23 protein-coding genes are annotated in these 23,455 nt (G+C 62.1%); 6 read left to right on the top strand and 17 right to left on the bottom strand.

The window, feature by feature from the left end; translation table 11 throughout:
* Window positions 1-6: 6 nt before the first annotated feature.
* The 12 genes from pcaF to MJ639_RS10620 all read right to left on the bottom strand — a co-directional run bounded on the left by pcaF (window position 7) and on the right by MJ639_RS10620 (window position 9,827).
* Entirely contained in the window at window positions 7-1,212 is a 1,206-nt protein-coding gene (gene pcaF / locus MJ639_RS10675; protein ID WP_243371510.1) for a 3-oxoadipyl-CoA thiolase, read from the bottom strand.
* A 1-nt stretch (window position 1,213) separates the two neighbouring features.
* Window positions 1,214-1,885: a 3-oxoacid CoA-transferase subunit B gene (locus tag MJ639_RS10670; protein ID WP_243371508.1), complete on the bottom strand. Its 672-nt coding sequence runs from the start codon at window positions 1,883-1,885 to the stop codon at window positions 1,214-1,216.
* Entirely contained in the window at window positions 1,882-2,604 is a 723-nt protein-coding gene (locus tag MJ639_RS10665; RefSeq protein WP_243371506.1) for a 3-oxoacid CoA-transferase subunit A, read from the bottom strand. Before MJ639_RS10665 ends, MJ639_RS10670 begins: the two co-directional genes overlap by 4 nt.
* 63 nt (window positions 2,605-2,667) lie before the next feature.
* Entirely contained in the window at window positions 2,668-3,294 is a 627-nt protein-coding gene (gene pcaG / locus MJ639_RS10660; protein ID WP_243371503.1) for a protocatechuate 3,4-dioxygenase subunit alpha, read from the bottom strand.
* Window positions 3,294-4,019 (bottom strand): protocatechuate 3,4-dioxygenase subunit beta, encoded by a 726-nt coding sequence (gene pcaH, locus MJ639_RS10655; protein WP_243371500.1) that lies wholly within the window; start codon window positions 4,017-4,019, stop codon window positions 3,294-3,296. The genes pcaG and pcaH overlap by 1 nt, the downstream gene beginning before the upstream one ends.
* 26 nt (window positions 4,020-4,045) lie before the next feature.
* Window positions 4,046-4,408, bottom strand: coding sequence for a 4-carboxymuconolactone decarboxylase (gene pcaC, locus MJ639_RS10650; protein ID WP_243372022.1), 363 nt, complete (start codon window positions 4,406-4,408; stop codon window positions 4,046-4,048).
* 25 nt (window positions 4,409-4,433) lie between these two features.
* The gene (pcaD, locus tag MJ639_RS10645) at window positions 4,434-5,228 is read right to left on the bottom strand and encodes a 3-oxoadipate enol-lactonase (RefSeq protein WP_243371498.1); all 795 of its coding nucleotides are present in this window, start codon (window positions 5,226-5,228) and stop codon (window positions 4,434-4,436) included.
* An 8-nt stretch (window positions 5,229-5,236) separates the two neighbouring features.
* A complete protein-coding gene (locus MJ639_RS10640) occupies window positions 5,237-5,953 on the bottom strand; it encodes an ABC transporter ATP-binding protein (protein WP_243371497.1) in 717 nt (238 codons plus the stop codon).
* Window positions 5,934-6,698 (bottom strand): ABC transporter ATP-binding protein, encoded by a 765-nt coding sequence (locus MJ639_RS10635; RefSeq protein ID WP_243371495.1) that lies wholly within the window; start codon window positions 6,696-6,698, stop codon window positions 5,934-5,936. The genes MJ639_RS10640 and MJ639_RS10635 overlap by 20 nt, the downstream gene beginning before the upstream one ends.
* Window positions 6,695-7,687 carry a branched-chain amino acid ABC transporter permease gene (locus tag MJ639_RS10630; RefSeq protein ID WP_243371494.1) on the bottom strand — a complete coding sequence of 331 codons (993 nt, stop codon included), beginning with the start codon at window positions 7,685-7,687 and terminating at the stop codon, window positions 6,695-6,697. Before MJ639_RS10630 ends, MJ639_RS10635 begins: the two co-directional genes overlap by 4 nt.
* A 1-nt stretch (window position 7,688) precedes the next feature.
* Window positions 7,689-8,552: a branched-chain amino acid ABC transporter permease gene (locus tag MJ639_RS10625; RefSeq protein WP_243371492.1), complete on the bottom strand. Its 864-nt coding sequence runs from the start codon at window positions 8,550-8,552 to the stop codon at window positions 7,689-7,691.
* A gap of 93 nt (window positions 8,553-8,645) precedes the next feature.
* The gene (locus MJ639_RS10620) at window positions 8,646-9,827 is read right to left on the bottom strand and encodes an ABC transporter substrate-binding protein (RefSeq protein ID WP_243371490.1); all 1,182 of its coding nucleotides are present in this window, start codon (window positions 9,825-9,827) and stop codon (window positions 8,646-8,648) included.
* 180 nt (window positions 9,828-10,007) lie between these two features.
* On the opposite strand from MJ639_RS10620, the gene MJ639_RS10615 reads away from it, so the two are divergent.
* From MJ639_RS10615 to MJ639_RS10595, 5 genes are all read left to right on the top strand, one after another.
* Window positions 10,008-10,790 carry an IclR family transcriptional regulator gene (locus MJ639_RS10615; protein WP_243371488.1) on the top strand — a complete coding sequence of 261 codons (783 nt, stop codon included), beginning with the start codon at window positions 10,008-10,010 and terminating at the stop codon, window positions 10,788-10,790.
* Between the two features lie 78 nt (window positions 10,791-10,868).
* Window positions 10,869-11,186: a hypothetical protein gene (locus MJ639_RS10610; protein WP_243371486.1), complete on the top strand. Its 318-nt coding sequence runs from the start codon at window positions 10,869-10,871 to the stop codon at window positions 11,184-11,186.
* Between the two features lie 53 nt (window positions 11,187-11,239).
* Window positions 11,240-13,249: a DEAD/DEAH box helicase gene (locus MJ639_RS10605; protein WP_243371484.1), complete on the top strand. Its 2,010-nt coding sequence runs from the start codon at window positions 11,240-11,242 to the stop codon at window positions 13,247-13,249.
* Window positions 13,250-13,443: 194 nt separating this feature from the next.
* Window positions 13,444-13,683 (top strand): hypothetical protein, encoded by a 240-nt coding sequence (locus MJ639_RS10600; protein ID WP_243371482.1) that lies wholly within the window; start codon window positions 13,444-13,446, stop codon window positions 13,681-13,683.
* Between the two features lie 142 nt (window positions 13,684-13,825).
* The gene (locus MJ639_RS10595; protein WP_243371480.1) at window positions 13,826-14,998 is read left to right on the top strand and encodes an extracellular catalytic domain type 1 short-chain-length polyhydroxyalkanoate depolymerase; all 1,173 of its coding nucleotides are present in this window, start codon (window positions 13,826-13,828) and stop codon (window positions 14,996-14,998) included.
* A 27-nt stretch (window positions 14,999-15,025) separates the two neighbouring features.
* Here MJ639_RS10595 and MJ639_RS10590 read toward each other — a convergent pair whose 3' ends face one another.
* Window positions 15,026-15,835 carry a DUF1194 domain-containing protein gene (locus MJ639_RS10590; protein WP_279306591.1) on the bottom strand — a complete coding sequence of 270 codons (810 nt, stop codon included), beginning with the start codon at window positions 15,833-15,835 and terminating at the stop codon, window positions 15,026-15,028.
* Between the two features lie 202 nt (window positions 15,836-16,037).
* Window positions 16,038-18,029 (bottom strand): PAS domain-containing sensor histidine kinase, encoded by a 1,992-nt coding sequence (locus MJ639_RS10585; protein ID WP_243371470.1) that lies wholly within the window; start codon window positions 18,027-18,029, stop codon window positions 16,038-16,040.
* A 407-nt stretch (window positions 18,030-18,436) separates the two neighbouring features.
* Between MJ639_RS10585 and MJ639_RS10580 the strand changes: the two genes are divergently transcribed.
* Window positions 18,437-18,676, top strand: coding sequence for a hypothetical protein (locus MJ639_RS10580; RefSeq protein ID WP_243371468.1), 240 nt, complete (start codon window positions 18,437-18,439; stop codon window positions 18,674-18,676).
* A gap of 16 nt (window positions 18,677-18,692) precedes the next feature.
* On the opposite strand, the gene MJ639_RS10575 is transcribed toward MJ639_RS10580, so the two are convergent.
* From MJ639_RS10575 to MJ639_RS10565, 3 genes are all read right to left on the bottom strand, one after another.
* The gene (locus tag MJ639_RS10575) at window positions 18,693-19,442 is read right to left on the bottom strand and encodes an extensin-like domain-containing protein (RefSeq protein ID WP_243371466.1); all 750 of its coding nucleotides are present in this window, start codon (window positions 19,440-19,442) and stop codon (window positions 18,693-18,695) included.
* A gap of 47 nt (window positions 19,443-19,489) precedes the next feature.
* Window positions 19,490-22,237: an EAL domain-containing protein gene (locus MJ639_RS10570; protein WP_243371458.1), complete on the bottom strand. Its 2,748-nt coding sequence runs from the start codon at window positions 22,235-22,237 to the stop codon at window positions 19,490-19,492.
* A 75-nt stretch (window positions 22,238-22,312) separates the two neighbouring features.
* Entirely contained in the window at window positions 22,313-23,452 is a 1,140-nt protein-coding gene (locus MJ639_RS10565; RefSeq protein ID WP_243371450.1) for a FecR domain-containing protein, read from the bottom strand.
* Window positions 23,453-23,455 lie beyond the last annotated feature (3 nt).

Raw genomic sequence — 23,455 nt, 5'->3', positions numbered from 1 at the left:
GTTATCTCAAACTGCTTCAAGCGCGATGGCGATGCCCTGGCCGACACCGACGCACATGGTGGCAAGCGCCCGCCTCTTCGTCTTCAGCTTCAGCTCCAATGCCGCCGTGCCGGTAATGCGCGCCCCCGACATGCCGAGCGGATGGCCGAGCGCGATCGCCCCGCCATTCGGATTCACATGCGCCGCATCCTCCGCGATGCCGAGCTCGCGCAAAACCGCGATGCCCTGGCTGGCAAACGCCTCGTTCAGCTCCACCACATCGAAATCGCTCGGCTTCAGCCCAAGACGCGCGCAGAGCTTCTGCGTTGCCGGGACCGGTCCGATGCCCATGATACGCGGCGGAACGCCTGCTGCTGCTCCGCCCACGACACGCGCAATGGGCTCCAGGCCGTATCGTCGCACCGCATCCTCGGAAGCGATGATGAGAGCCGCCGCGCCATCATTCACGCCCGACGCATTGCCTGCCGTCACCGTGCCGTCCTTGCGGAACGGCGTCGACAGCTTGGACAGCTGCTCCAGCGTAGTGTCGCCGCGCGGATGCTCGTCCTTGTCCACGATCACCGGATCGCCCTTGCGGCGCGGGATGGTCACGGGAACGATCTCCTGCGCGAAACGCCCGTTCTCCTGCGCGGCAGCGGCCTTCTGTTGCGAGCGCAGGGCAAACGCGTCCTGATCCTGACGCGACACGCGATAATCCTCGGCCACGTTCTCGCCCGTCTCGGGCATGGAATCGACGCCGTATTGTTGCTTCATCAGCGGATTGATGAAGCGCCAGCCGATGGTGGTGTCATGGATCTCGGCGGCACGGGAGAAGGCAGTTTCGGCCTTGGGCATCACAAAAGGCGCACGCGACATGGATTCGACGCCGCCCGCGATCATCAGTTCGGCCTCGCCAGCCTTGATGGCACGCGCCGCCGTGATCACCGCATCCATGCCGGAGCCGCAGAGGCGGTTGATGGTTGTGCCGGGCACGGAACCGGGAAGCCCCGCCAGCAGCAGGGCCATGCGGGCGACGTTGCGGTTGTCCTCGCCCGCCTGGTTGGCGCAGCCGAAGATCACATCGTCGACAGCTTCGAAATCAACCTTCGAGTGACGCTCCATTAGCGCCTTCAACGGCACGGCGCCGAGATCGTCCGTGCGCACGCTGGACAGGGTGCCGCCGTAGCGGCCGATGGGCGTGCGCACATAGGCGCAGATGTAAGCCTCACGCATATCACAGCTCCGGAACGATCAGGTCAGCCACGGGACCCTTGGTAAACAACTCGGCGCCGGTCTGAGCTTGCAGCGCCTCAAGCGACAATGCGGGCAGCTTCTCGCGCAGCACAAAATGGCCGCCCTCGATGTCGATCACCGCGAGGCTTGTATAGACACGCGTCACGCAGCCGACGCCGGTCAACGGGAGGGTGCAGCTTTTCACCAGCTTGGGCTTGCCGTCCTTCGTGACGTGATCGGTAATCACCGCCACTCGCTTGGCGCCGTGGACAAGGTCCATCGCCCCGCCGACGGCCGGAACCCCTTTAGGTCCGGTGCTCCAGTTCGCCAGATCGCCATTCTCGGCCACCTGATAGGCGCCGAGGATCGCAACATCCAAATGCCCGCCCCGCACCATGGCGAAGCTGTCGGCATGATGGAAGAAGGCGGCGCCCGGATTGAGCGTGACGGCCTTCTTTCCGGCGTTGATCAGATCCCAATCCTCGCTCCCCTCCGCGGGAGATTCACCGAAATTCAAAATGCCGTTCTCGGTATGAAAGATGGCCTGCCGACCGGGAGGCTGATACTGGGCCACCATTTCCGGGAAACCGATGCCAAGGTTGACATAGGCGCCATCCTGAATGTCCTGCGCGGCACGCCAGGCGATCTGTGCGTTGGAAAGCTTGAGAGTCATGGATGATGCGCTCCAGCGCGGTTCAGGACTTCTTCCTGTTGAGGATCGAACACCTCGACGAGGCCCTGCACGAAGATTCCGGGGGTCACCACATGCTCGGGATCGATGCTGCCCGGCTCCACGATGCGCGTGACCTGCACGATCGTGGTCGCGGCCGCCATGCACATCAGCGGATTGAAGTTCCGTGCGGCCTTGTTGTAGGTCAGGTTACCCTGCCGATCCCCCAGATGCGCCTTCACCAGCGCAAAATCGGCCTTGAGCCAGCGCTCCTGCACGTAGGGCCGTCCCTCGAATTCTGCGATCACCTTACCTTTAGCGAGATCGGTGCCATAAGCAGTCGGCGTGTAGAAGGCCGGAATGCCCGCCCCGCCCGCGCGGATGCGTTCGGCCAGCGTGCCTTGCGGAACCAGTTCCAGCTCGATTTCTCCGGCCAGATACTTCTCGGTGAAGACACGGGGATCGGCCGAGCGCGGAAAAGAGCAGATCAGTTTTTGCACCATTCCGTGTTCGATCAATGCTGCAAGCCCGACATGGCCGTTGCCTGCGTTGTTGTTCACCACAGTCAGGTTTCTTGGACTGCCGGTCTCGCGGAACCGGTCGATCAGCGCATGGATCAGCTCGATCGGGGAGCCCGAACCACCGAAGCCGCCGATCATCACCGTTGCGCCATCACCGATTTCCGCAACGGCCTCGGCCAGAGTGCTGATTGTCTTATCCATTCGAGGCTCCTCCCGCTTCCGGAACCGACGCTTTCTCTCGAAAGGTCGCCCGCCTTGCGGGGTTCAAATATCGAAAAACACAGTTTCCTTCTCACCCTGCAGATGGATGTCGAAGGTATAGGTGGGCATGCCGTTCTCCTCGCTGCGCGAAGCGATGAGGGTCGGCACCCTCACCTTGTGCTCGATGCGCGCGAGCACGGGGCATTCCCCGTTGGCCTTTTCCTCGTCGCCGAAATACATGCGGGTATGAAGGCCAATATTGATGCCCCGCGCCACGATCCAGAACGTGATGTGCGGCGCCATGAGGCGACTTTCCTTGTAAGGAACGCGGCCCGGCTTGATCGTCTCGAACTTGTATTCGCCCGTCGTTCCGTCCGTCGGCTGCCGCCCCCAGCCTGTAAAATGCGGATCGGCTTTTCCGCGTTTTTCCTGCGGGCTGTTGTAGAGGCCTTGCGCATCCGCCTGCCATATCTCGACCAGCGCATCTTTCAGCGGCGTTCCGCTGCCGTCGAAGATGCGGCCTTTCACGATGATGCGCTCGCCCTTGGTCTCGGGCGCAACGAGAACGAGGCCGAGATCCTCGTTCCACACGCCCGTGATCTCGACCCAGTTCGGCGTCGCGCCGATATGGACATAAGGTCCTGCCGTCTGCGAGGGAGTTTCCTTCAACCTGTCGAGTTTCTGGACCATCAGTTCCCCTCCATACGGTTTTCGAACATGGTCGAGCGGCGGCCGCGCAGCACGATGTCGAACTTGTAGGCGAGAGCATCCATCGGCAGCGTGTTCTCGCGGTCGAGCGCTGCGATCAGCCGCTCGATGGCCTGCTTGTCGGGAATGGTCGAGACGATGGGACATTGCCAGATCATCGGATCGCCCTCGAAATAGAGCTGCGAGATCAGGCGCTGCGCGAAGGCATGGCCGAAGACCGAGAAATGGATATGCGCGGGTCGCCAGTCGTTGACGCCGTTCGGCCAAGGGTAAGCGCCGGGCTTGATGGTGCGGATCCAGTAACGCCCTTCTTCGTCCGTGATCACGCGTCCGCAGCCGCCGAAATTTGGATCGAGCGGGGCAAGATAGGTTTCCTTCTTGTGCCGGTAACGCCCGCCCGCATTCGCCTGCCAGAATTCCACGAGCGCACCGGGCACGGGACGCGCGTTCTCATCGAGCACGCGGCCATAGACGATGATGCGCTGGCCGATGGCATCGCCCGTCTTGGCGAAGTTGCGGATCAGGTCGTTGTCGAGCGGCCCGAGCTTGTCGTGCCCGAAGACAGGTCCCGTCAGTTCGGAGATCGTGTTCTCGAGCGAGAGCAGCGGATATTGCGGGGAACGCAGGATGGAGGTCTTGTATTGCGGCGTGAAGGCCGGCGGATGCCAGCTTCTGTCCCGCTGATAGAATGATCCTTGATCCGACATGGCTGCCTCCCTGCAGAACGCCGTTGTTATTGCGCCTCGGCCTTGTCCATTTCCTCAAAGGTCTTCTTCACAATCTTGAAGGCGTGATTGGCCGCAGGCACGCCCGCATAGACCGCCACGTGCAGAAGAGCCTCGCGAATGTCGTCCTTCGTCGCGCCGGTATTGCGCGTGGCGCGCACATGCATGGCGACCTCTTCGTCCTGCCCCAGAGCCGCGAGGAGCGCGATGGTGACGATGGAGCGCTCGCGCTTGGAAAAATGCGGGCGCGCCCACACCGAGCCCCAGGCGCCTTCGGTGATGAAGGTCTGGAAATCGGCATCGAACTCCGTCATCTGCGCGCTGGCGCGATCCACATGTGCATCGCCGAGAACCTGACGGCGGACCGCCATACCGGCCTTGTAGCGTTCGCTTTGATCAGACAAGGCCAGCCTCCTGAAGATGGGATTGAATGAGCTGCGTGAGAGCCGCAGGCTTCTCGATGCAAGGAATGTGCCCACAGCCATCGATCAGTTTGAAGCGGGCGCCCGGAATGAGATTGGCCGTGCCCTGCACTACATCGGCAGGCGTGGAGCCATCCTGATTGCCCGCTACGCAGAGGGTCGGCACCGCGATATTTCCGGCATCCGATGTGAGGTCCGCATCGCGGATGGCGGCGCAGGTTCCGGCGTAGCCGTGAGCGGGCATGCGCACCAGCATGTTGCGCCATCCTGCCAGTTCGTCCTTGCGGGCCTCGTGAAAGGCCGGCGTGAACCAGCGCTGCAGAACGCTCTCAACGATGGGTTCGATTCCGCTCTGCTCCACGGCACCGATGCGCTGAGTCCAGAGTTCCGGCGTGCCGATCTTCGCCGCCGTGCAGCAGAGCACGAGAGCCTTGACGCGTTGGGGGGCTATGATTGCGGCGCGCTGCGCGATCATGCCGCCGACGGACAAGCCGATGAGAGCGGCGCTCGCGATCTTCAGATGATCGAGAAGTGCGAAGAGGTCATCCGCATGATCGTCGATGCTATAGGGCGCAGGCGGCGCATCGGAGAGACCGTGCCCGCGCTTGTCATAGAGCACGACGCGGAAACGGTCGGCGAAGTGAGGCGCGACATCCTGCCAGATGCGAAAATCGCTGCCGAGCGAGTTGTTGAAGACGAGCGCAGGCGCATCAGGCCGCCCGATGACCTGGTGATGCAGAACGACGCCATTTACCCGTACGAATGCCATGTCCACCCTCAATGCAACGAGCCGACGCCGATGTAATGCTCGATCAGGCCGCTCTCGCTCCTCAAAGTCTCGCTCGCGCCCTGCCAAACGATGCGGCCTCTTTCCAAAATCAGAACGGTCTCGGCAAAGTCGAGCGCGCTCTCGAGACGCTGCTCGACCAGCAGCACCGTCATCTCTCCGCTGGAGGCCAGGCGCGTGAAGGCCGTCATCAACTCCTCGCAGATCACGGGAGCGAGGCCTTCAAGCGGCTCGTCGAGAAGCAGGACAGACGGTTTCCCTAAGATCGTGCGCGCCGTGGAAAGCATCTGCTGCTCGCCGCCGGACAATTGCCAGCCGAGATTGTTGCGGCGCTCGTAGAGACGCGGAAACATGTCGTAGGCTTCCTGGATGACGCTGCGTGGGCGATCCTTGATGCCGACGATGAGATTTTCCTCCACGCTCAGCGAACGGAAAATGTCTCGCGTCTGCGGCACGAGGCCGACACCCTGGCGGGCGCGCTCCGAACTCTTCAGGGATGAGAGATCCTTGCCGCCGACGAGGATCTCGCCGCCATAGCGCCGGTTCATGCCCATCAACGTCGAGAGCAACGTGGTCTTGCCCATGCCGTTGCGGCCGAGGATCGAAAGGCGCGCGCCGGACGGTACGGAGAAGGACACATCCTCCAGCACCACTGTCGGGCCATAGCCCGCGCTCAAGTTGCGCACTTCAAGCGACGCTGCGGGCATGAGCGTAATTCCCCAAATAGGCTTCGCGGACTTTTGGATCGGCTGCGACTTCCGACGGCGCTCCCTCGAAAATGATCTCGCCCGCCGCCAGCACCACCACGCGCTTGGCGAAGCGGAAGACAAGGTCCATGTCGTGCTCGATCATCAGAACCGCGAGGCTCGACGGCAGACGTTCCAGCGCCTGCTCGATGCGCGGTGTATCGACGGAGGGCACGCCTGCGGCGGGCTCGTCCAGCAGCAGCACTTTCGGCTTCAAAGCAAGCGCGATGGCGATTTCGAGAAGACGTTGCTGGCCATAGGCGATCTGGCCGACCTTGCGGCGGGCGACTTCCAACAGGCCCAACGCGCCGAGAATATCGTGCACCTCGTCTGCCACGCCGGAATTGCCGCGAAAACGACTCAGGATGCGCGAAGCCTTTCCCTCGCGCTGCAGCACTGTGAGGGTGACATGTTCCTCGGGCGTCAGCTCGGAGAAAAGTCGCGTCACCTGGAAGGTGCGCACCAGCCCTTTGCGTACACGCCGCACGGCTCCAAGCTGCGTGACATCCTCACCGCCGAGGATCACGCGTCCCGCGCCGGGCTTGAGCTGGCCCGTGACCAGATTGACGAAGGTCGTTTTGCCCGCACCATTCGGGCCGATGAGCGCCAGACGCTCGCCTGCAGCCATGGAGAGAGAAATGTCGCGGCTGACCGCCAGACCGCCGAATGACTTGGAGAGGTTCTCGACGCGGAAGAGATCGCTCATGCCTTCTCTCCCCTGACCTTCTCGACAAGGCTGCTCAAGCCTCCGGGCGCTGCCAGCACCACGGCGATCAGCAACGCGCCGACCATCGTCATCCAATGGAACGGGTTGATGGACGAGACCACATGCTCGAAGCCCATGAAGATCACGGTGCCGATGAGCGCGCCGTAAAGCGTGCCAAGGCCGCCGAGCACCAGCATCACGAGCGCATTGGCGGAGAGCTCGAAGCTGACGCTGTCGAGGCCGACAACCTGCGTGGAGATGGCAGCCAGCGCGCCGCCCATGCCCGCCACCGCGCCGGAGATCACGAACATCTTCAGAAGAACGGGGAAGACGAAGGCACCCATGGCGCGGATGCGCAACGGATCCTGCTTGATGCCACGGCAGAGCATGCCGAAAGGCGACGAGACGACGAACTTGAGCGCGATGAAGACGAGAAGCAGCAGGGCAAGGCCCATGAGATAGGCCGTCTTGCCCCACAGATCGAACTCGAAGATGCCGAAGAGCGGACTTATCATCAATCCGGCGAGGCCATCGCTGCCGCCCGTGATGGAGGATGCCTTGTTCGCAGCCTCATGGAAGAGCTGCACGATGGCGATGGAGAGAACGAGCTGTGCGAGGCCATGCGCGCGCAGCATAATGGTGCCCATCAGAAGGCCCGCAACAGCACCCGCAGTGCCGCCGATGGCGATCAGCGTCATCGGTTCCGTGACACCGTTTACGCAGGCGATGCCTGCCGCATAAGCGCCCGCGCCGAACAGAGCCGCTTGGCCGAGCGTGGCCACGCCGCAATAGCCGACGATGAGATCGATCGACAGCACGAGAAGAGCAACCGCGATGATCCGCGTGAGCAGCGCGAGGTTGTCCGGAAAGAGCCAGTAGCCGACCGCTCCCGCGATGACGATGGCGAGAATACCGATCACGTCGCGCAGCCAAGGGCGTCTTACCGAGTGGACCTTCGTTACAGCTCCGGTCTGAACCAATGTCTGCATCTTACTGCGCCCTTCCGAAGAAACCGCGGGGGAACAGGCAGACGATGAGGATCACCGCCGCGTAGAAGAAAAAGTTGCCGAAATCGGGCATGAGATAACGCCCCGTCGTATCCACCAGCCCGAGCACAAGACATGCGATCACCGCGCCGAGGATGGAGCCCGCGCCGCCGACCGAGACGACAACGAGGAACATCACCATGTAGCGCAGGGCATAATAGGGCTCGATGGGCAGGAACTCCGCGCCGACCACGCCGCCGAGAGCCGCAAGGCCGATGGCGATGGCGAAGCTGATGGCGTAGACCACCTGCGTGCGCACGCCGAGCGCATCGCTCATGGCCGCGTTGTCGACGGTCGCGCGCAGTTTGATGCCGAAACTCGTGCGCTCGATGAGATACCACAACCCGCCCGCGACCACCGCGCCGCAGGCGATCACGAAGAGACGATGCGCGGCGATTGTGCGAAAGCCCAAATCAACGGGCTGGCTCAGAGCCTGAGGCAGCGGAATGGTCTTCAGCGTCGGGCCGAAGAAGTAATTGGTGATGCCGATCACGCAGAAGGTGATGCCGATGGTCATCAGCACCTGGGTCAGTTCGGGGCTGCCATAGATGCGGCGATACAGGAACCGCTCCAGCGGGATGGAGATGACGATGGTGCCGATGATGGCGAGAAAGATCGCAACCGCATAGCCGAGGCCGAGATCGCGCGCGGCATAGGAGGCAATGTAGCCCGCGATCATCGCGAAGGCGCCATGGGCGAGATTGACCACCCGCATCAGTCCCATCGTCAGCGACAGACCGATGCAGATGATGAACAGCACCATGCCGAAGGCCAGGGCGTCGATGCCTATGCTGAAGATCGTCTGCATCACAAGGTTCCGCTCGCGCGCTTGGTAGGCTCGAAAAGGAAAGACGATGAGCGCAACCGGACGATGGTTGCGCTCATCCAGAATCCGGTCGCCTTACTGCGTGGCGAGACCGGGATCCTTCTGGTTCGGGAAGGTCTGCACTTCCTTGTTGATCAGCTTGCCGTCCGAACCCTTGGCAACCTCGCGCAGATAGATGTTCTGCGTGATGTGGCGCGTATCGGGTTCGATACGCACAGGTCCGCGCGGGCTTGTCCAGGACAGGCCCTTCACCGCGTCAACGGCCTTCTGCGCGTCCTGCTTGCCGTCGGTGGCTTCGATCATCTTGTAGATGACATGCATGCCGTCATAGGCGCCGACAGACGGGAACGAGAGCTGGTCCGCACCGCCGATAGCCTTGGTGGCGGCCTCCACGAACTTCTTGTTCTCCGGGCTGTCATGCGACACAGCGTAGTGGAAGCTTGTCTTCAGGCCTTCCGCCGCCTCGCCGAGCGCGGGCAGATCGGATTCCTGTGTGAGATCGCCCGGCGCATAGAACTTGATGCCGGCCTTCTTCAACCCCGTCTCGTTATACGCCTTCGTGAAGCCGAGAGTCGGCGGGCCGGAGGGCAGGAACGCGAAGAGACCGCCTGCGCCTGAATCGCGCACGCGCTGCATGATCGGGCTGAAATCGGTGGTGTTCATCGGCATGCGGATGGCTTCCACCACCTGCCCGCCGGCTGCTTCGAACGCCTTCTTGAACGCGTTCTCCGCATCCACGCCGGGGCCGTAATCGCTGACAATGGTGATGGCCTTCTTCACACCCTCATCGATGGCGACCTTGCCGAGAGGCGTCGTCGTCTGCGCGGTGGTGAACGAGGTGCGCACCACCAGCGGCGAGGTGTTCATGATGGCGGAAGTCGCCGCGTTGAAGATGACGAGCGGGGTGTTGGCTTGGGCGAGCAGCGGCGTGATCGCCATCGCATCCGGCGTGAAATAGACGCCGCCGAGATACTGCACCTTCTCCTTCACCACGAGTTCCTGCGCGAGCGCGCGGGACTGCGCGGGGTTCGCTGCCGGAAGGTCGCGATAGATGACCTCGATAGTGTGGCCCTTCGCGGTCTTGCCGTTGAGCGCCATGTAGGCTTCCACGCCCGCCTGGAAATTCTTGCCCTGCAGGGCGAACGGACCCGAGAACGGGCCGATGATGCCGACCTTGATGGTGTCGGCCTGTGCCGAGACGGAGCCTATCAGCAACGCACCGATGGCTGCGCCGAGAATTCTCTTGCCTGCTGTCATCCTCGTTTCCTTCCCTCCGAGTCGCCGTGTCTCTTTATGCCGGACCGGGATCTCACTGTTTGCACGGCAACCATCTTGTGCGCATTGCGAACATTGATTACCATATCGAACATCAAGGACGATTCAGGGGTGTTGTGTCAAGACGCCTTGAGTCGAAGACCGCACTCTTTGGAGAGCATCATGCAGGCCGAGGGCGCCGACAATCAGGGCAGTGAGGACCGCGATTTCGTCGCGAGTCTCGAGAAGGGCCTTCTGGTTATCGAAGCCTTCGATGCCAGCCGCCCTCGCCTGACCCTGTCGGACGTCGCCAAGATCACAGGCATCACCCGCGCGGCGGCACGGCGGTATCTGCGCACCCTCACCCGTCTCAACTATGCCGATTTCGACGGGCGCCATTTCTCCTTGAGCCCGCGCATTCTCAGGCTCGGCTATGCCTATCTCTCCTCCACCGCCCTGCCGACGCGCCTTCAGCCCTTCCTGGAGCGGATCTCGGAGGAAACGGGCGAATCGAGTTCGGCCGCGGTGCTGGATGGGGATGATATCGTCTACATCGCCCGTTCCGCCACGCGCCGCATCATGTCCATCGGCTTAGGCGTCGGCAGTCGCCTGCCCGCCTATTGCACCTCCCTGGGGCGAGCGATCCTGGCCTACCAGCCTCCCGATACGGTCGAGGCCTATCTCCAGCGCGTGCGCCTGGAGCCCCGGACGCCGAAGACCATCACGGACAAGGATGCGTTTCGCGCCGTGCTGGAAGCAACGCGCCAGCAGGGCTACGCCATCGTCAACGAGGAGCTGGAATTCGGCCTGCGCTCCATCGCGGTGCCGCTGGTGCTGAAGAATGGCCAGGTCACCATCGCCCTCAACATCAGCGCCCAGGCGGCCCGCGTGCCCGCTTCCGAGATGGAGGAGCGCTTCCTGCCCGCCCTGCAATCCGCCGGAGAGGCCCTGCGCTATACGTTGTAAGGTTCTCAAGCCTAAGCTTGATTGATCGAAACGCCACGATGCGCGTTAGCAGATGATCAAGCCATGAAGGACACACCAATGGTGACCCTGGAAATTGCCGGCAAGGCGGTTGCCGTAACCAATGCCCAACAGGATCAGGCCCAGGATCTCTTTTTGAGCGAGAGCTTTAAAGATGACCTGAAGTCGTTTAAGAGCGAGGGCCGCTTCCTGTGGGACGGCTCAGCTGCCTTGACAACCAGACCGGCATCCGAGGGTGAAATCGATGCCTTCTACGAGGTTCTGGACGAAGAGGACGAGGACGAGATCGAAGACGACGACGATTCAGGCGATATCAATATCGATGTCGTGTTCCTGGTATCCATCGACGAAATAGACGACGGCGCTGCCTCTGGCTGATCACATTTATCGAAGTCGCGACAGACTTCCTCCAACTGGTTCAGCCCTGTTTCATGCCCTTTCCTAAATCCAATCCCAGCCTCGATCGCGCTCTCGCCGACAAAGGCTATAACGACCCCACTCCGGTCCAGGCCGCCGTTCTCGACGAAGACGCCCTCGACCGTGACCTTCTCGTCTCCGCTCAGACCGGCTCCGGCAAGACGGTGGCCTATGGCCTCGCCATGGCCTCGACCCTTCTCGGCGATGCGGAACGCTTCGGCGCGCCGCGCGAGCCGCTGGCGCTGATCATCGCGCCGACCCGCGAGCTGGCGCTGCAGGTGAACCGCGAGCTGATCTGGCTCTACGGCCCTGCCGGCGCGCGCGTCGTTTCCTGCGTCGGCGGCATGGATGTGCGCCGCGAGCAGCGCGCGCTCGAAGACGGCTGCCACATCGTCGTCGGCACGCCGGGCCGTTTGCGCGACCACCTGGAGCGCGGACGCCTCGACACCTCGAAGATGAAGGTGGTTGTGCTCGACGAAGCCGACGAGATGCTCGATCTCGGCTTCCGCGAGGATCTCGAATTCATTCTCGATGCGACGCCGGAAGAGCGCCGCACGCTGCTCTTCTCCGCAACCCTGCCGAAGAACATCGTCGCTCTTGCGCGCCGCTATCAGCGCGATGCTCACCGCATCGACACGCTGGTCGAGAACCAGTCGCATGGCGACATCGAATATCGCGCCGTCCGCTGCGCGCCGAACGAGGTCGAGCTCGCGACGGTCAACCTGCTGCGCTTCTATGAGAGCCGCGCTACGATGGTGTTCTGCCATACGCGTGAGGCGGTGCGTCATCTGCATGCGAGCCTTGTCGAACGCGGCTTCGCGGCGGTCGCCCTCTCCGGCGAACTCAGCCAGAGCGAGCGCAGCCATGCGCTGCAGGCTTTGCGCGACGGACGCGCCCGCGTGTGCGTTGCCACCGACGTCGCTGCACGCGGCATCGACCTGCCTGATCTCGGCCTCGTCATTCACTTCGATCTGTCGAACGATCACGAAACGCTTCTGCACCGCAGCGGCCGCACGGGACGCGCGGGCCGCAAGGGCGTGTGCGTGATGCTCGTGCCCTATACGCGCCGCCGCAAAGCCGAGCGCCTGATCGATCAGGCCGGCATCGACGTGACGTGGGACGGGCCGCCGTCAGCAGACGACATTCGCAAGCTCGACCGCGAGCGGTTCATGCAGGACCCGATCTTCTCCGAGGAAAGCACGGAAGAAGATATCGCCACGGCGCGCGTGCTGCTTGAGCAGAAATCCGCCGAGGACATCGCCAACGCGCTGGCGCGCTTCCACCGCTCGCGCCTGCCCGCCCCCGAAGAAGTCTTTGATCCGGGCGAGAGCCGCCCGACGCGGGAGCGCAAGGACAAGCGCGAACGCCAGGACGAGCGCGCCAGTGGCGGCAAGAGCTGGGGTCGCGGTTCGTCGGAGGATGGTGCTTACGGCTCGTCGGAAGACATGGTGTGGTTCCGCATGAGCGTCGGACGCCGCAACAATGCGGATCCGCGTTGGCTGCTGCCGATCATCTGCCGTCTCGGCCATGTGACGAAAAAGGAGATCGGTTCGATCAAGATTTTCGACCGCGAGTCGAAATTCCAGATCGCGCAATCCCACGCGCCGAAATTCGCAGCCGCCGTGCGCAAGGCCAATGACGAAGACATCCGCATCGAGCCGGCGGATGCGCCGCATAGTGGTGGCGGCAAGTCCTTCGACAAGCCTGCGGGCGGAAAATCCTTTGGCGGGAAATCGTCGGGCGCGAAATCCTGGGACGGGCCCAAGAGCAAGGGCCCCAAGGAAAAGGGTGAGTTTGGGGAGCGCAAGTCTTTCAAGGACAAGCCCTTCAAGGAGAAGCCTTTCAAGGACAAGGGCGAGTTCTCCGAACGCAAAGGCCCGAAGGGAAAGGGCGAGTTCTCGGAGCGCAAAGGCCCACGTGACGACAAGCGCGCTTATGACGACAAGCCGCCTCGCGCCCATAAGGGGCCCAAGGATCACAAGGGCCCTAAGGATAAGAAGCGCGCCAACGACAAGCGCCGCTGAGGAAGTGTTCAGGCCGGAGCGGAAACGTTCCGGCCTTACATTTGTGACCTATGAAAACCTCAAGAACAGCTAAGCTGAAAGCAGGGCGAATACGCTCCCATCTATAGTAACATAATCCACTCTCTAGCTGGAGAGCAGACAAGGTTCGACGGATTCGCTAAGTTCTTCTCAACAACGAACGTAGGGGCAGAACAATGAAACCTGACATGGACCTGATCGGCGCGCTCACCAGCTTCTCCGTCGGCACGCTCGACGGCCGCGACGCGATGATGGTGATCGAGATGGCATCGACGCCGGAGGAGTATGAGAGCGGCGTGCGCCGGCAGCTGCCGGTGGCGATGACGCCGGAGCATGCGCGCGAGCTGGGCGAAGCGCTGCTCTTGGCCGCCAAGGCCGCGCTCATGGGCGATACTCCCTCATACGTTCTCAATTAAGAGCAGGTATGTATTCCGGCCAATTATCGGCGGAATACAAGCTTTTGACGATTTATTGCACCGCACCATAAATTTTTGCATTGCAACGTATTGCTGCTTCCGGTGTTATCCATCTCTCAATTGCCGAAGATGGATAACACCAATGCAGCGCTTAGGGACCATGATCCACCAGTTGGCCCGCTACCGGAACCAATGGGAAGGATTGATGAAAGCCTCGGCTGCGGATGCAGCCTCTCAGGGGCCCTCCCCGACGGCTCCGAGCCGCCTCACTGAGGTGCGCGAGTTCGGCACCAATCCCGGCAATCTGCGCATGTTCACCTATGCGCCGCAGGAACTCTCCGCCTCGCCCGCTCTCGTCGTGGTTCTTCACGGCTGCACGCAAAATGCCGCGGGCTACGATTACGGCTCCGGTTGGTCGGTCCTGGCGGAGCGCTACGGCTTCGTCGCGCTCTTCCCCGAGCAGCAGGAAGCCAACAACCCCAAGCGCTGCTTCAACTGGTTCCAACCCGCCGATACCGAACGTGGCGCGGGTGAGGCCGCTTCGATCCGCGAGATGGTGGAACGCGCCGCCCGCGACCACGGCATCGACCGCTCCAGGATTTTCGTAACAGGCCTGTCGGCGGGCGGCGCCATGACAGCGACCATGCTGGCCACCTATCCGGAAGTCTTCGCAGGCGGCGCGATCATTGCGGGCCTGCCCTATCGCTGCGCCACGAGCGTGCCGCAAGCCTTCGAGTGCATGTTCCAGGGACAGTCACGCCCCTCGCGGGAATGGGGCGATCTCGTTCGCCGCGCTTCATCACATCGCGGCCCCTGGCCGAAAGTTTCCGTCTGGCACGGCAGCGCTGATGCCACCGTGAAGCCGCTCAATGCGGGCGAGATCATCAAGCAATGGACGAATGTTCACGGTTTGCCTCCCCTTCCGAGTCGCAGTGAAACGGTGGACGGTTACCCGCGCCGCATCTGGACGAACGATGCCGGTGAGGATGTGATCGAGGAATATGTCATCACGGGCATGGCGCATGGAACGCCGCTCGCGACAGGCGATGGCGACAACCATTACGGCGTCGCAGGCCCGTTCCTGTTGGAGGTCGGAATTTCCTCGAGCTACCACATCGCGCAATTCTGGGGCCTCACGACAGATGCTGCACCACGTCGGCAGCCACGCGAGACACCACAGGCCATGCTGCGCGAGGAGCCTGCACAGGCTCATCCGAAGCAAAGCGAGGAGCGCGCGGAGCCGGTGTCGTCTTCCATTCCGGATGTGGGCAGCGTGATCACACGCGCCTTGAAGGCGGCGGGCCTCATGCGCTGAGGCTTGGCGCGCCTCGTCAGCGACTTCTCAGGGATCGCTTTCCGCGCCAGGATCCTCGCCTTCCTTCTTCTTTTCACCGGTTGCGCAATTCATACGCGACACAGCGGGGATGATATTCGAAGAGAAGCTCTCATTGCCCGCGACCTCGCGCATGATCTTCGTGCGGATCACCATGGCGAATTGCTCGGCATCGTGAAGGGGCATCACGAAAGAGCCCGCGCCGCCAATGACGCATTCGCGATAATAGGTATCGAGCCCCTCCATCTCCGAATTGCCTCCGGTACGCGCGAACATGATGGGCAGGCCATTGATGATGATACCCTCGGCAACCGCCTCGTCCCGCGCGAAAACGACCCTGCGCCCGTCATTGCTGGGACCATCGCCGGAGATGTCGATGACGCGCCTTGCCGAGATGCGACCGAGTTCCGAGAAAAGACCGCGGCTGAAATCGATGACGCCGGAGATCGACGTCATGCCGGCCTGGCGGATGGGTTTGCTGGCGAGATGGGCGGCAAAGGCTTTCGCCTTGTCGGGACCGTCGATGACCATCCATGGAACGAGCACAACCTGATCCTTGACGCCCGACCACTCGACATAGGTCACCGCGATGCGCCCTGTCGCACCGTTTCGAATGGCCTCATGCACCAGGGAGGAGCGGAAGGCCTCGACGAAGCCGGCCCGTTGCAATCCCTGCTCGTCGGCCTCCATGGATGACGACACGTCCACCGCGATCACGAGGGCGACATCAAGCTGAGGATCGGCGAACGCTGTCCCCCTGATCAAAAAACAGAAGGCCAAGACAAGGCACGCAAGACAACACCGGAAAAGACGAAGCATGACGACCTCCGCCCCCTGCGCCCAGCGGATAGGGTCCAGCACCCCTCTCTCAACGTCTCAAGCTGCACTTTGATACGCTTGGACCACGAATAAAGATCGGCGCCTTTCCCCATGCAGGCAGAAGGCGTCGCCTGAACTCGCTCAAGCGTAAGCTTCAAAGAGGACCATGGCCTTTGAAAGGCAGCAGCGATCTTGTCCGCCCTTAAGCGGCGAAAGCGGATTTCTTGAGAGGACTGCCATAGACGGGAAGGCCGCTCTCATCCATCGGCGCATCGATGGTGCAAACGACGCCGCCCGGCGCGAAGTCGATCATGACATGGCCCTGAAGATCGGAAGCAAGGCTCCGCTCAATCAGTCGCGTTCCGAATCCGCGTCGCTGAGGCGGCCTGACCGGCGCGCCACCCTTCTCCTCCCAGCGCAGATGCAGGCGGGCGGGTTGGGATGTCTCGTCGAGGGACCAGATGATGGCGACCTGTCCCGATCCATTGGCAAGCGCTCCATGCTTCGCGGCATTGGTCGCCAGTTCCTGCAAGGCCATGGAGAGAGCAAGCGCCATGCGTGGCGACAAACGCACCTCCGGCCCCTCGCCGCTCACACGCGTTTCACCTAGCCCGCGATAGGGCTCGATGGATTGAGCAACGATTTCGCGCAAGGAAGCGCCTTCCCAGTTCTCGCGCGTCAGAACGTCATGCGCACGCGACAGCGCGAACAAGCGCGCCTCGAACGCCATGCGCGCCTCCTGGGAAGCGCCTGCATTGCGCAGGGTCTGGGCGGCGATGGATTGAACAGTCGCCAGAGTGTTCTTCACGCGATGGTTCAATTCATGGATGAGCAACTCGCGATGCTCCTCCGCATTCTTGCGGTCGGACACATTGCGGAAATAGGTCGACAGGCCGCCGTCGGCCGTGGGGAAGATGCTGATCTCCAGCCATTGCTGAGTGAGCGGCGAGATGGTTTCCAGGCGCATGGGAACCCGACTCTCCATCGCAAGGATGTGCGCCTTGTGGATCTCGCTGCCGGCCATGTCGGGAAATTCATCCCAGAAGACCTTGCCCATCAGGTCTTCGCGCTTCCGGCCCCACAACTCTTCCGTTTTCTGGTTGATGTAGGTGAAGCGCCAATCCTTGCCGACCGCATAAAAAGCGTCGTTGATGCTCTCCAGGATATCGCGCATGCGCTCTTCGCTTTCGCGCAGGGCAGTCTCGACGCGCGCACGCTCGACAGCGTCCCATGTCCGCTCGGCCACCTGTCGCACCAGAACTTCTTCGTCCTCGCGCCAATGGCGCGGATCGACCTGATGCACGAGAAGGGCTGCTCCGATACGGCCTCCCTTGATGAGAGGAACCGTGATGCCTGACCTTGCGCCGATGGCGGCATAAGTTGCAGCAATCCCCTCGCCTGCCGTCAGCTGATCGTCGAATGCATCGTGCAAGCAAACCGTGTTGCCGGCCCTTAGCACCTCGACCAGAGGTGCGCCGAAAGACTCGACAGGATAGCGCCCGACGAGGCTCGGAGCCTTCCCGTCGGTCCAATCGCGCTCGACAACGAAGATCTCTCCGTCCGGCGTGTCCTCGATATATCCGTAATTGACGCGCGAGGCATTCATGTGCCGTCCGAGCATTTCGGCCGTGGCAGCCATGACTTCACGCGGATCGTTGATGTAGCGCAGGCGCTGATCGAGCTCGAGCCTGAAGCGCAGATGCTTTTCCGCGCGCTCCTGCGCGACGCTCGCGCCGTAGATCCAGAGCGTGCCCTGCACGCGCCCTTTCTCGTCATGAATGGGAGAGCAGGAGAAACTGTAAGGCACTTCGCCCGAATAGCCCGTGCGGCGCAGGACGAATGTCAAATCGTCGAAGTGGGCTGCCTCGCCTGCGCAGGCCTTGCCGATGATCGCCTCGGCTTCCTGCACGTGCTCCGGCCAGACCTGGGCAAAGGGCTTGCCCAAAGCCGTCGGGTGACGCTGCTCGAGAATGGGGGCATAGCCTTCGTTGTAGAACATGATCCGATCCGCGCCCCACAAGATGAACATGGGTTGGCGGGAGCCGAACATCACGGTGACGAGGGTTCGCAGATATTGAGGCCATGCTTCCGGCGCGCCGATAGGCATTCGGCCCCAGGAATAAGCCTCGGTCACAAGGGGCGCCTTCTCACCGGCGCTGCGGCCGGGAGTCTTTCTGTGGGGCGGAAGGCTCATGCCTCTCCCCAGATCGGACTCCGAGACCAGCTGCTAACAAGCCTCACCCACACAACCGAATGCCCCTATGGTTCGAAATCTCTAAGCCTTGCAGAATGATCGGGAGCGACGCCTCTGCTCCCACCCTCTTCGGATAATCTTTATAACATAATATTACCTTGGGTGAATGTCACGAGAATCTCTTGCGGCATTTAAGATCGATCCAAGGTTTCATCGACTTCCCAAAGTCCCTTCCTCTTTGTCACCTGCAACTATCCGCTCGAGAAAATGCGAGAATAATTTGGCCTCAACCCCTTATTTTCATTCAATTTTGGCGATGTAACACAATCCACTCTCTGGGCGGAGAGCAGACAGGGTTTGCGGGATTCGGTAAATACTTCCCAACAACAAACGTAGGGGCAAAAACAATGAAACCTGACATGGACCTGATCGGCGCTCTCACCAGCTTCTCCGTCGGCACGCTCGATGGCCGCGACGCGATGATGGTGATCGAGATGGCCTCGACGCCGGAGGAGTATGAGAGCGGCGTGCGCCGGCAGCTGCCGGTGGCGATGACGCCGGAGCATGCGCGCGAGCTGGGCGAAGCGCTGCTCTTGGCCGCCAAGGCCGCGCTCATGGGCGCCACTCCCTCATACGCCGTCAACTGAGGCCGTCAGGGCTTCCTCACCGACAGGCGCGATAAGCGCCCATGTCGAAATGAAAGTGATCACGGTGCGCCTCATTATAAGCGGGGCTGAGGACGACATCGAAGATCTCACAGGCGCCATCGCGCAAGGCACGCAAGAAGGCCGCGCGTGGCGCATCTTTTCCATTCCAGTCGCGCTCCAACGTGACTTCTCTCCCATCCGTCAAAACGAAGCCGGCAATGTCGATGGCATTGGCCGTCGCATGCTCGCTGCGCCGCCCGTCGGAACGATGATTGATGTTGCGGCAGGCATAAGTCCCGACATGGACGACGCGCGCCACATCCTGTCCGAGATGCCGGCGCGCCGCAGGGCCGAGGACATGCTCGTCGAACATCGCCCACGCTACGGCGAGCGGGCATGAGGCCGTAAAGCTGCGGCTCAAGGCGCGCGAAGCCTCCCTCACCTCGACCGCATTCTGCAAGGAACAGCCCTCACCTCCCCGGCTTTCCGGAACAGGCCTGAAGGCAACATCAGAATTCGTCAGCACCGCGAGGCATTGCGGGCCGCTCCGCTCGAGTCGCGCGACCTTGATCCGCGTCAGCCAGTTCACCTCATCTGCCACGCGCAGAGGCGTGAAGGGGTTGAGATGATTGGGGACGGCAATCGCGCCGCCCCAGACGAGCCCCGACAGGATGAGAAGCCCGAGCAGGACTGCAAGAGCGAGCCGGCCGACAAGGGTCGGGAGAAGACGCGTCCTGCGTCGTGGTGGGGGCGAAGAATCCTGCACGGCGAGGATGTAGGGCCGGATCGCTCAGGACCAAGCCGAAGACGGAGTTAAGCGAGCAATCCCGCAATCTGGCTCGCCGGCTGAGGCCGTCCCAGGCCGTAGCCCTGCCCCTCGTCGCATCCGGCCTGGCGCAGCGCCTCGATCTGCTCGGGCGTTTCGACACCCTCGGCCATGAGGCGCATATCGAGGCCCCGGCCCAGGGCGATCACGGCCTGCACAATCGCCATCGATCCCGCATCGTTCGGAATGTCGCGAACGAAGGAGCGGTCGATCTTGATCGTGTCGATGCTGAATTCGCGCAGATAGCTCAGCGACGAATATCCTGTTCCGAAATCGTCGAGGGCGAAGCTCACGCCCTTGGACCTCAGAACATCCATCGCGCGACGGACTGCGCCATTTTCCTGAATGAAGATCGTCTCCGTGATCTCGAGAACGAGCCGGTTCGCAGGCAATCCCGTGAGCGTAAGAATTTTCTCGACCGCCTTCGCCAGATCTCCCCGTGCGAACTGAACCGGGGAAACATTGACGGCGACCTTGATCGGTTTGGGCCAGGACGCGGCGTCCTTGCAGGCCTCGATGAGAACCCATTCTCCGAGCGCCTCCATCAAGCCGATTTCCTCCGCGACCGGGATGAATTCGGCAGGAGAGACGAGGCCCCGCTCCGGATGCTGCCAGCGCAGGAGCGCTTCCACGCCAACGAGTGTGCGTGTCTTCAGATCGTATTGCGGCTGATAGGCGACATGGAACTCCTGGCGCGTCATGGCCTCCCAGAGTTCCGTCTCCATTTTCTGGCGCGCGCGCAGGCTTGCCTCGAGCGAAGCCTCGTAGAAGCAATGAACGCCCTTGCCGGTTTTCTTGGCGCGATAGAGCGCGACATCAGCCTTCCTCATGAGAGATTCGGCGTCCTCTCCGGGCTCGATCATCGCGATGCCGATGCTGGCGCCGATGGCGAGGCGGTTACCGTTGATCTCGTAAGGATCGCTCAGCTGCTCGATCAGCCGGCTTGCCAATACATCGAGCTCGTCCTTCAGATGCGGGCCGCGCCAGAGTACGGCGAACTCGTCGCCTCCGAAACGGGCGAGAAGATGAGGAGAAGAGATGATTTCCAGTCCACGGCGCGCGACTGCCTGCAAAAGCTGGTCGCCTGTCGCGTGGCCGAACGTGTCGTTGACGGTCTTGAACCTGTCGAGATCGAAATACAGCACGCAGCCGGAAGGCCGCTCCGCATCGGCGAACTTGGCGGCATCGCGAAGGCTTTCCATGAAATGATTGCGTCCGGAGAGGCCTGTGAGCGTGTCATACCGCGCCTGATATTCCAGGCGCTGCTCGGCCGCACGACGCTCTGTGATATCCCTGAAGCTGACACTCACGGCGAACCTGTCACCGGAAGAAGACGGATCACTTTCCAAAGTTTCTAGCTTGGATGGCGTGATAATGTACTCGATCACCCGCTCCTGATTGCCGTCGACGCGCAGATGCATTTCGCGCGGCGTATGCGCCTGCCATGTGCCCTTCTGGCACTCCGTGATCGCATCCCTCATGGCATTCGCCATCTCGGGCGGCACAAGTTCCTTCGCCGGAAAGCCGATCCAGTTACGGCGTCGGCGCGGCTGAAGAATCTGCGCGGCCGATCGGCTGATGGATTGGACGACGCCCTCGTCATCGACAACGACGATGCCATCGAAACTGTCGGCGACGACCTGATCGAGAATGGTCTTGATATTGGCGCGGTCCCTATTCGCCAGAACGAGAAGAATGCGGCGCAAGTCGATCTCGCGCCCGACCGCAACCACCGCATAGCCAAGCAAGGCCACATGCCAGGCGGATGTATCGACGACCAGCGGCTTCATGACTTGAAGGGCAAGCGCGAGGACTTCGAGGCCTGCAGCGCCGCTCAAGAGAACCAGCAGCACATGGCTCCATCGAAACCGCGCGATGGCCATGGCGAAGGCCGCCAGCATGATAAGGCCGACGATTGTGACCCATTGGCCCGTCATCTGCAGCGCGCGCTTCTGCAGCAGCGCCTCCGCGCCGATCGCCTGCAAAAGCGAGCCGGAGATGAGGCCGTGGCTGGGCACCTGGAAAATGTCACGCAGTTCGATCGCGCTTGCGCCGACGATGACCTTGCGACCTTTGACGTCAGCCTCCTGGGCGCGACCCTGCAGAAGATCGATCACCGAAATGCGCTCGATCCGCTCGGCGGCGATGCTGTAATCGATAACAAACGATCCATCGGCCGCCGCAACGCCGCCATAGAGAGAGCCGATGGAAGGCATTAGCTTTCCGTCGATCACGGCGCCATAGGGATAACGCCGGATCGCACCATCCGAATCCGGTTCCACATTGACCGTTGCGAGCCAGGCATGATCGCGGAAGCGGGTCAAGGGAAGATTGGCGACGATGCTAGTCTCATCTGCGTCGGATGTCGCCTTCTGGTGGAAGGTCGCAAGCGTCACCGAGCTTCGCGCTTCTCGCAGAGCGGCTTCCAAGGCCGCATCGTCGGCTTCGCTGGAACGTGCGCTGAAATCGATATCGAGCGCGATCTCGGATGGATCGAGGCGGTCGATGGCGCGAATGAGATCGGCATGGATCCTGCGCGGCCATGGCCATTGACCGATGGCCGCGATGCTCTTGGCATCGATCTCCACCACCACGATGCTGCCGGTGGGATTGCGGGGCGCCGCAGAAAAACGCAGCTCCGTCAATGCATCGTGCATCGGCTTGAACGCGCCGCTCGCCTGCAGAAGCCCTGCGGCGACAGTGACGATGCAGATGACGAGCGCGTGTCGGAGCACGTGTCCCTCGCAGGTGAGAAGCGTGAGGATCGGTATCAGCGACAGCTGAAGGATGTCGCTGAATGTAATGCGAGGCTAGCGGTCACGTCCTTTTCCGCCACCGCCACCGCCGCCTTTGCCGCCGTCGGAACCGCCATTGCCGCCTTTGCCACCACCGTTGCCATTGCCGTCGGAGCCGCCCTTACCGCCGCCGTTGCCACCAGAGCCGCCGTCGCTTCCCTTGCCGCCACCATTGCCGCCGGAACCGCCATTGCCGCCCTTGCCGTCAGAGCCGCTATTGCCGCCTTTGCCACCACCGTTGCCACCGGAATTGCCGCCGCCATTGTTTCCACTGGAGCCGCCATTACCGCTGTTGCCGCCCTTGCCACCGCCGTTGTCACCGGAAGAGCCGCCGCCACCTTTGCCGCCGGAGCCGCCGCCATTACCGTTATTGCCGCTGCCGCCGGAAGAACCGCCCTTACCGCCACCGGCATCGCCGGAAGAGTTGCCGCCTTTACCGCCGCCCGCGCTGCCGCTGCTGCCTGCTCCCGAGGATCCGCCTTGGCTGCCCCCACCGGACTTGCCATCGGTTCCCTTGCCGCCACTGGACTGGCCTTTTCCTTTTCCAGCGTCATCAGCGTCGCGGCGTGCCTTGCGTTCGTCCGGCGTGAATCCTCCACCCGTCACCTGCGGGCCGCGTGCATCGCTGGTGCTGACAGTCGCCCTTTGGCCTGAGCCGACATCGGCGGATGATCCATTCCGGAGATCGGAAACCTCCACCAGACCGCGCGACACCTGAACATCGGCGGTGGTGGCGGTAACGGAGACGGTGAAGCGAGTGCCTTTCACGACTGCCGCCAGCAGAGGCGTCTTCACCGTGAAATGCTTGACGTTACGCTTCTCGACTTCGAGTTCGATGCGTCCCGTCTGCTGATGAATGGTGGTCGATGTGCCGAAGAATGTTGTCGATTGAGGCGAGATGGTCGTGTTCGGGCTCACGAGAATGGACTCGGGCCCACGCTCCAGCTGCGCCCGTCCGTTGTGGCGTGTCGAGAAGGTCGCTCCGTCCGGGATCGGCATCCCGGCCGTAGCACGGGCTGGCGATGCGTTCGGAACCGCAATCCAAGCCTCTCCCGAGACCTTGGCGACGACCCAATCCTCCGCGAGCGCAGGAGCCGTGCTCAAAAGCAGCAGGACGGGAAACAGAAACAAGCGACGCAGCCGGATGAAATTCATTGC

The organism is Microvirga solisilvae (genome assembly GCF_022808595.1).
In the GTDB taxonomy this organism is placed as follows: Bacteria; Pseudomonadota; Alphaproteobacteria; order Rhizobiales; family Beijerinckiaceae; genus Microvirga; species Microvirga solisilvae.
This window is presented reverse-complemented; position numbering and strand designations above follow the sequence as displayed.